Annotated in this window: 8 protein-coding genes and 1 pseudogene; 3 read left to right on the forward strand and 6 right to left on the reverse strand. The window is 73.1% G+C overall.

Annotated elements, in window-relative coordinates:
• Nucleotides 1–41 precede the first annotated feature (41 nt).
• The 3 genes and pseudogenes from ABT085_RS40660 to ABT085_RS40670 all read right to left on the reverse strand — a co-directional run.
• Nucleotides 42–794, reverse strand: a pseudogene (locus ABT085_RS40660) (AAA family ATPase); the annotation flags it as partial.
• Nucleotides 791–2,791, reverse strand: coding sequence for an ankyrin repeat domain-containing protein (locus tag ABT085_RS40665; RefSeq protein WP_351620356.1), 2,001 nt, complete (start codon nucleotides 2,789–2,791; stop codon nucleotides 791–793). The pseudogene ABT085_RS40660 and the gene ABT085_RS40665, both read right to left, overlap by 4 nt.
• The gene (locus ABT085_RS40670) at nucleotides 2,788–3,921 is read right to left on the reverse strand and encodes a leucine-rich repeat domain-containing protein (RefSeq protein ID WP_351620359.1); all 1,134 of its coding nucleotides are present in this window, start codon (nucleotides 3,919–3,921) and stop codon (nucleotides 2,788–2,790) included. Before ABT085_RS40670 ends, ABT085_RS40665 begins: the two co-directional genes overlap by 4 nt.
• A gap of 277 nt (nucleotides 3,922–4,198) precedes the next feature.
• Between ABT085_RS40670 and ABT085_RS40675 the strand changes: the two genes are divergently transcribed.
• Nucleotides 4,199–4,636, forward strand: coding sequence for a GNAT family N-acetyltransferase (locus ABT085_RS40675; protein WP_351620362.1), 438 nt, complete (start codon nucleotides 4,199–4,201; stop codon nucleotides 4,634–4,636).
• A gap of 90 nt (nucleotides 4,637–4,726) precedes the next feature.
• Here ABT085_RS40675 and ABT085_RS40680 read toward each other — a convergent pair whose 3' ends face one another.
• Nucleotides 4,727–5,323 (reverse strand): TetR/AcrR family transcriptional regulator, encoded by a 597-nt coding sequence (locus ABT085_RS40680; RefSeq protein WP_351620365.1) that lies wholly within the window; start codon nucleotides 5,321–5,323, stop codon nucleotides 4,727–4,729.
• 70 nt (nucleotides 5,324–5,393) lie between these two features.
• Here ABT085_RS40680 and ABT085_RS40685 point away from each other — a divergent pair, with 70 nt between their 5' ends.
• Nucleotides 5,394–5,591 (forward strand): hypothetical protein, encoded by a 198-nt coding sequence (locus ABT085_RS40685; protein WP_351620368.1) that lies wholly within the window; start codon nucleotides 5,394–5,396, stop codon nucleotides 5,589–5,591.
• A 137-nt stretch (nucleotides 5,592–5,728) separates the two neighbouring features.
• On the opposite strand, the gene ABT085_RS40690 is transcribed toward ABT085_RS40685, so the two are convergent.
• Entirely contained in the window at nucleotides 5,729–7,159 is a 1,431-nt protein-coding gene (locus ABT085_RS40690) for a DHA2 family efflux MFS transporter permease subunit (RefSeq protein ID WP_351620371.1), read from the reverse strand.
• A 224-nt stretch (nucleotides 7,160–7,383) separates the two neighbouring features.
• On the opposite strand from ABT085_RS40690, the gene ABT085_RS40695 reads away from it, so the two are divergent.
• Nucleotides 7,384–7,899 carry a MarR family winged helix-turn-helix transcriptional regulator gene (locus tag ABT085_RS40695; RefSeq protein ID WP_351620373.1) on the forward strand — a complete coding sequence of 172 codons (516 nt, stop codon included), beginning with the start codon at nucleotides 7,384–7,386 and terminating at the stop codon, nucleotides 7,897–7,899.
• A gap of 79 nt (nucleotides 7,900–7,978) precedes the next feature.
• Here ABT085_RS40695 and ABT085_RS40700 read toward each other — a convergent pair.
• Nucleotides 7,979–8,206 (reverse strand): nitroreductase family protein (locus tag ABT085_RS40700; protein WP_351620376.1); only part of this gene is annotated, 228 nt, incomplete at its 5' end.

Here is an 8,206-nt window from a genome sequence, read left to right on the forward strand (position 1 = left end):
GTCGGCACTGATCGCGAACATCATGCGCAACGACCTCAGCGAGATCGACGAGGCTTCTCGGCGTCGCCGGGGATGTGGTGGACCAGACCGGGCCGGGCCGTGAGGAAGCCGGAGATCGCGCCGCGGGCGCGGGCGACCGCGCCGGGCACCCTGGCGGCCCCGACGACGGGCACGCTCACCTCCGGCCAGGTGCCGGCCATGCCACGGGCCACCGTCCGCGGGTCGTGGGTCCACTCCAGGTGGACGAACCGGTTGGCGAGCGGCGGGCTGAGGTGCCAGCCGTCCGCCGCGCTGGACGGCGGGTTGGCGGCGGCGACGATACGCACCGCCTCCGGCAGGGCGAGGCTGCCGACGCGCCGTTCGAGCACGACCCGCAGCAGCGCCGCCTGCACGGCCGGCGGCGCGGAGGACAGTTCGTCGAAGAAGAGCAGGCCCTGTCCGGCCCGCGCGAGGCGGACCGCCCAGTCCGGCGGGGCCATCGGCACTCCGGTGACGGCCGGGTCGTCACCGACGATGGGCAGCCCGGCGAAGTCGGAGGGTTCGTGCACGCTGGCGATGACCGTCTCCAGCGGCAGGCCGAGCCCGGCGGCGAGCTGTTCCAGGGCGGCCGACTTGCCGATACCGGGCTCGCCCCACAGCAGCACGGGCTGATTGGCCGTCACGGCCAGTGCGAGCGCCTCCAGTTGAGGGTTCACGGCCGGCTCGGTCCGTACCGTACGCAGCCTGCGGTTGAGGTCGTCCGCGGCGGCCAGCGGGCCGGTCGGCGCGGTCGCGGGGGCGCTGTCGGTGCTCAAAGGGGCGGCTCTTTCTCGTGGTCGGGCTCGTCCGCGCCGTACCGCGCTGCCTCGTCGCCGGGTTCGGCCAGGTCGGCCGGGTCCTGCGCGAAGTACCGCTCCTCACCGTCGGGTTCGACGGGATCGGCCGGGTCCTGCGCGAAATACGGCACCCCGTCGTCGGGGTCGACAGGGGGGACCGAGTTCTCCGCGAAGTACCCCTCCTCGTCGTCTGGTTCGCCGGGGTCCTCGGCGTCCAGCGCGTAGTACTCGTCCTGCTCGTCCATCCATTCGTCCCACCAGTCGGCACCGGCGTCCGGATGTTCGCGCTCCACCCGCTCCCGGAGGAAGGCCAGGTCGCGCCGCTTGTACCGGCGGACGATCTGGGCGAGCGACAAGTCCGTCTGGTCGGTCACGTCGAGCCGGGCCCCTGCGGCGACGAGCGCCTCCACCAGCGCCTTCGTACCGAGGTCGTTGACCGCCACGAACAGCGGGGTGCGCTCCCGCTCGTCGCGGGCTTCGAGGTCGAGCCCCTCCGCCAGCAGCCGCGGCAGCAGAATCTCGTGGTCGAGAAGGTTCAGTACGTGAAGCAGGTTGCGGCCGCGGGCGTCCCTGACCCGGGGGTCCACACCCGCGTCCAGCAGGGCCAGCACGCCGGGGGTGTCACCGTGCTGGGCGCGCAGGAACAGTTCGCGACGCTGCACCCGAAGTGCCTTCGGCAGACGCCCCGTTCCGGAGGTCCAGGTCTGCTCCACGGCGAAACATCCGGCGACGGCGCCGCCGAAGGCGCGCAGGGCGCGTTCGCGCTGCTGTTCCTCGTCGCTGTGCGGCATGCGCAGCAGGCTTCCGGGCCGGAAGCCCACCTCGTGCCATTCCCCGCGGCATCTGACCCGGACGGGTGCGGGCGCCGTCGGCCCCGGCGGGCCGACCGGCCCTTCGGAGTCCTGGACCGCGGGGAACAGCGCCTGGCGGACGAACGGATGCAGATGCTGCGGTTCGACGCCGCCGGACCGCAGCAGATCGAGGTCGGGGAGTCTGCGCCACAGGGCCTCGGCGAGGACGGGCACGTCCTTGAACCCGTCCCGGTCGACGATGCGCGCCCGCAGTCCTCCGGTGTCCAGGGGCTCCAGCAGGATGTAGATCTTCCAGTGCGGGGCGAGCAGGAAGCGGCCACCGACACCGGCGGCCTGCCGACGGCGGACCTCCGGCTCCAGGACGGTGTGGTTGAGCGCCATCCCGGCCAGGAGCGACTCGGGGTCAGTCCGGAGCCAGCCCGACCCGGGCGGCGGTGTCGGGTCCAACTCGAGGTCGGCCGCGGCGAACGCGGCCTGGAACTCGCCCTGCTGGTGCAGCAGCGTGGCCCACTCGGAACGCGCCGCCGGGTCCGTGTCGCCGGGATCGGCGGTCGGGAGTTCGTCCCGGCCGCGCGGGGTGGCGTCGGCGTGGAAGAACGGTGGCCGCTCCGCACCGCCGCCGCAGCGTTCGCGCAGTGCGGCGGTGTGCCGCACGTCCCACAGGTGCCGCGCGTGGCGCCAGTCCTGGGTGGTCCGTACGAAGACGCCCGGGATCTGCTCGCCCTTGAGGGTCCCGAACCGCAGGGCGATCCGCTGCGGGCCGTCGATCATCGCCGGGGTGGTGATGTGCAGGTACGGCGTGGTCCGGCGGCTCTCGCCCGGTGTGCTCGGGTGGTAGCGCGCCAGGACGACCGTCGTGTCGGTGGTGAGTGTGGTCCGCCCGCCGCCCCCGCGCGGCAGGTGCCAGCGCAGCAGGTCGGGGACGAAGTGGCGCAGGTCGTCGGCCAGGGCGGCGGCGATGCCGTCGCCCCACCGGCCGGCGACCTCGGACAGCTCGAAGGCGACGTCGACGTTCGCCGCCGCGCAGGCACCACGCCAGTCACCGGCCAACCGGCGTCCGCTCGCGCGCTCGATCATCCAGCGGGGCACCGCGTACCGGCGGACCCGGCGCAGGCTCGCCGCCTGGTCCGAGGGGAAGCAGCGCAGTTCGCCATGTGCGCTCAACGGTAGACGCTCCCTATCGCGCGCAGGTCCGGGTGCGTCCCGGTGCCGGGCCGCAGCCGCCGGGTGAAGGACCGCTTCACCTTGCGGGGCAGGCCGGGCCCCAGACCGACGTACTCCAGGGGCGAGTCGTCGGGCACGGCCGCCAGCAGGGTCTTCGCGCCCCGCCCGGTCAGGCCGGTGTGGCACAGCTCCAGCCGGCGCAGCGGGCTGCCGGGCAGTGCGGCGGCCAGCGCGTGGGCGCCTTCGTCGCCGGTGGTGTTCGCGGGGGCGCCGAGGCTGCGTTCCGACGGGGGCCGGCCCAGGTCGAGCGTCTCGATCCCGTCGAGGCGGTCGGCGAGGGCCCGGGCACCGGCGGGACCGATCCCGTTGCCGCCCAGGCCCAGCCGCAGTGGCCGTGCGGGGTCGGCCGCGGCGGCGAGGATCGTGGCGCCTTCGTCGCCGAGGTGGTTGGCGGGGAGATACATCTCGCGTACGCCCGCTTCCCGGATCAGGTCCGCCAGCAGCGGGGCGGCGTCCGCGGTCAGACCGTTGCCGCCGAGGAAGAGACGCTCCACCGGGCTGGGCCGGTCGGCGAGGACGTCGAGCAGGGCTCGCAGACCGTCGGTGGTCAGCCCGGTGTTGACCAGGTCGAGCGTGCGCAGAGTGGTGTTGCGGCGCAGCATCGCCGCGAGGGCGCGGGCGCCGTCGTCGCCCACCGGGTTGCGCTTGAGCCACAGGGCGCGCACGGTGCCGTCCGTGCTCAGCGCGTCGGCGAGCGCGGTGACTCCGTCGGGGCCGATACGGTTGCAGCCGAGGTAGAGCGTGCGCAGGCCGTGGCCGTCGGCCAGCGCTTCGGCGACCGTACGGGCTCCGTCGTCGCCGATGGCGTTGGTGCCGAGCAGGATGTGCGTGGCCCGGGCGGAGGCGGCGGCGACGGGCATCAACCGTGCGGCACCGGCTGCTCCGAGTCCCTGCTTGCACAGGTCGATACGGCCGTCCGCGCGCACGGTGCCGAGCGGGAAGGTCTCGTCGGCCTCGACCGGCCGGGCGGACCGCAGCCGGTCCAGCAGCGGTTGCAGTGCGGCGGGGTCGCTGATCGCGATGTCCGGGTGCTCGATCGCCGGGCAGCGTACGGGTGTCGGCTGCGTCATCACCACTCCACCGGTCCATCGCCGGCGCCTGGCCCGCCGAGGGCGGCATCGCCCTCCGCCCGCCCAGGACGAACCGACGCCAATCGACTTTCCTCCACGACAAGGGCGGCAAGGCTGGTCGGATTTGAACCGACGTCCTCCAGCTTGATGCTTAGGCGCGACGACCTCTGCGCTACAGCCTTGCCGCGGAGATCATAGCGACTTTCGCCCTTACGTTCGAACCCGGTCGAACGCGCCGAGGTCACCCCGGGGCGGCCTGCCCGCTAGGGTCGCCGTCATGAGTGTTGAGGTCACGGTCGTCAGTGAAGCGGACGACGAGTCGGTTGCGGCGTTCGCGCGCCTGCTGCCCCAATTGTCCAGCACGGCAGCCCCGTTGGATCACGAGTCGGTGCGGCGCCTGCTGGCCGGCGACGCGACGACGGTGCTGATGGCGCGGGTCGGCGATGCCGTGGTGGGGATGCTGACGCTGGTCTTGTTCCCCCTGCCTTCCGGCCTGCGGGCCCGTATCGAGGACGTGGTCGTGGACGAGGCCGCACGGGGACATGGCGTCGGCGCCGCCCTGACCGAGGAGGCGCTGCGCCTGGCCGCCGCCGCGGGCGCCCGTACGGTGGACCTCACGTCCCGCCCGTCGCGGCAGTCAGCGAACCGGCTGTACGAACGCATCGGTTTCACGGCAAGGGATTCCACGGTGTACCGCTTCCCCCTGAAGCGGTAAGCCACCCCAGTACGGGCACAGCACAGAGCGGCAGGCACGGGCCGCGCTTCTCCCGCAAGCCAGTTGCACGAACACCCCGCACGAACGCGCTCAGGCGCGGAGGTCCGCCAGATGCCGGGCCAGGATGTCCCGCGCCTGCTGCGGGCTCAGTCGCGGGGGCCGGGCCAGCAGGTGCAGCACCAGCCCGTCGAGCAGGGCGTGCAGTCGGGCCGTCTCCACCGCGCGCACCCGTCCCGCACCGAACTCCCCCAGCTCCTCAAGGGCGGCCACCGCGCTCTCCACCGCGCCGCGGATCAACTCGTCCACCTCGGACCGGCGTTGTGCCGCCGAGGCGTCGCGGTGCGCGAGCGCCACCAGCGCGAACCACGCCTCGGACTCCAGCCGGCGCTCGCTGTCCAGCGGCAGCAACTGCTCCAGATGACTCCGCACCAGCTCCGGCGACGGTGAGCCCGCGGCGGCGTTGGCGCGGCCGATCCGCTGCCGTACCGCCTCCACCACGAAGTCGATGGCGAACAGCACCATTTGGGTCTTGTCCGGGAAGTAGTGACGCAAGGCTCCGGCCGACCAGGAGGCCTCCTCGGCCACCGAGCGCACGGTCACCGCGTCGAAGCCGTCACGCAGCGCGACGCGCCACAGGGCGAGGGCGAGTTCCGCGCGGCGCCCCTCATGATCTACGACCTTCGGCACCCGGCCATTATCACACACGCGTGTTACATTGTTTTTGGCACAGCTGTGTCAAATAAACAGGGGGACAGTCATGAACCGATGCCGTCGGGCACCGTGGTGGGTCTACGCCGTCACCATCGGGGTCCTCAACATCGCCCGCCAGATCGCCTTCCCGCCCACCCGTGTGGGCACCGCAGCCACCATCGGCCTGTTCTTCGCGGTCCTGGCGATCAGCTTCGCCGTCGTCACGGGCGTGCGGGCGCTCTTCACGCCGCGCGGCGGCGCATAGGGGGCAGCCCGTGATGGTGCGCGCCGCTCGGCCTCACCTGACGCGCCGCACCCGCGTACCCGCCGCGGATCCGGCGCGCGGCACCCGCCCGGCCCGACTCGGCGGGTGCCGGCGGCCCGCAGGGACGGATGCGGTGTTCACGCGTCGACGGCCTCGCGCCGCGCGGCGGTGCGGGCCGCGGCGGCGACCCGGGCGGCCCGGTCCGGCATGGTGAAGGCGAACACCGCGGCGGCCGCGGCGATCGCCGCGAGCACCTGGTAGGCGTGCTGGAAGGCGGAGACCGGCGGGTGGGCGTGCGCGCCGGTGCCGACGGCGGCGGCCGAGGCCAGCACGACGGTGACCACGGCCGGGGCGACCGCGTTGGCGGCCTGCCGCACGACGCTGTTGAGCGTGGCGGCGTGGGAGACGTCGGCCTGGCGGATGCCGGTGAACGAGGCGACGGTGGTGGGCATGAACACCCCGCCCATCGCCGCGCCGAGCAGGAACATCAGCCCGCGGAACGTCCACAGCGAGGAGTCCGCGTCCAGCCGGGAGAACACGACCAGGACCAGCGCGACACCGACCAGACCGCAGCCGGCTATCCGCCGCGGGCCGACCCGGGCGTAGAGCGGGCCGACGATCTGCACGGTGAGCAGCACCCCGAGCGCCTCGGCGAAGGTACTGGAGCCGGACTCCCAGGCGGACAGTCCCAGCCCCTCCTGGAGGAAGAGCGGGCCCAGGAACATCGCGCCCATGAAGCCGGTGAAGCCCAGGAAGGCGGTGATGTTGGTATCGCGGAAGAGGCGGTCGGTGAAGAGCCGGAACCGCAGGGCGGGTTCGGGCACCCGCAGTTCGACCACGACGGCGGCCGTCAGCAGCACCGCGCCGCCGACCAGCCCGGCCAGTACGGGTCCGCTGCCCCAGCCCAGTTCGGCACCCTCGCTGACGCCGAACATCAGCCCTGCGGTGCCGGAGGCGGTGAGCAGCAGTCCGGGCACGTCGAGGCGGCCGGGGAGGTGGTCGCGGTGCCGGTCGAGGAAGAGGAGCCCGAAGGCGAGCACCGTGACGCCGATGGGCAGATTGGCGTAGAACACCCACCGCCACGACAGGTGGTCGACGAGCCAGCCGGCCCCCATCGGGGCGAGGGCGGGCGCCACCTGCTGCGGAATGATCATGTATCGGGAGACCTTGACCTGCTCGGCCAGAATGAAGGTGCGGTAGAGCAGGGCGTGCGTGACGGGCAGCAGGATCCCGGCGGCGAGGCCCTGGAGGGCACGCCAGCCGACGAGTTCGCCCAGCGATCCGGCCGCGCCGCAGAGTCCGGACGCGGCGGTGAAGACGGCGAACGCGGTGAGTACCGTACGCCGTCCGCCGAAGCGGTCGCCGAGCCAGGCCGAGACGGGGACGGCCAGGCCGACGCAGACCGGGAACACCACCACGACCGCGTCGAGTCCGGCGGTGGCGAGCCCGAAGTCACGCCCGATGGCGGGCAGGGCGACGGTGGCACCGACTCCGTCCACGATGGACATGAAGGCGGTGACGACACACACGACGGGGACGACGATGCGCTGATTCAGTCGGACGGGCATATGCTGAGCATACTCAGCTTGAGTAAGCTCAGCACCACCGCGGCAGTCCGGACCGTCGACCGTCGGCAGGATCAGGACACCGCCGCGGCGACCCCCGCCCCGCCGCACGGACCACCGCCCCGATCACCTCCGCCGCCCGTGCCGGGAAGGGCCGCACGTGACAGGACGGGTCATGTGCGACAGGACGGGGAGCAGGGCACCGCAACGAGGACAGGAGCGCCACGGTGAGGGACGTACCGGGCAGCAGCGACCCGCTGATCGACGAGATGTTCGCGACCACACACCGGCTGCGGCTCTTCGTCGACGGCAGACTCGCGGAGAAGGGCACCACCGTCGCCCGGCTGCGCGCCCTGCGCTTCCTCGCCCACTCCCCCGAACCGCTGCGCATGCGCGATCTCAGCGACATGCTCGGCATCGCCGCGCGCACCGCGACCAGTCTCGTCGACGCCCTGGAACGGGACGGTCTGGTGGTCCGGCTGCCCCATCCGAGCGACCGCCGCTCCCATCTGCTCGCCCTCACCGACGCCGGCCGGACCTGCCATCAGGAGGCCGAGGACCTGGACCGCGAGGCCCTGCGCATCGCCACCGGCGCCCTGTCCGCCGAGGACCGTGCCGTGCTGCGCACCCTGCTGGCCCGGATCCGCGACACCGTCTCCGACGCCGCCCCGGAACGTCCGCAGCGCGCGCCCGCCGATGCCCCGCAGGGCGACGACTCCTCCGTCCCCGGACCGGGCCGATGACCGCTCCCCCGGCCCGCGCCCGGCGCACCGCCCGCTCCTGAGTCCTGTCGCAGAGGTGCGCCCCCGCGAGCCGGGCGGGTCAGAGTCCGATGAAGCTCACCGTCTCGGTCAGATCCGCCCGCCCGGTGCGCAGCGGCGGCACGCCTTCCTTCTCGTATCCCACCGCGACACCGCAGAACAGGGCGTGCCCGTCCCCCGCTCCGACCACCTCGCCGACCGTCGTGCGGTACATCGTCCACATCACCTGGGGGCAGCTGTGCAGCCCTTCCGCCCTCAGCAGCAGCATGACGGTCTGCAGGTACATCCC

The sequence above is a fragment of the Streptomyces sp. NPDC002265 genome (assembly GCF_040296125.1).
Lineage (GTDB): Bacteria > Actinomycetota > Actinomycetes > Streptomycetales > Streptomycetaceae > Streptomyces.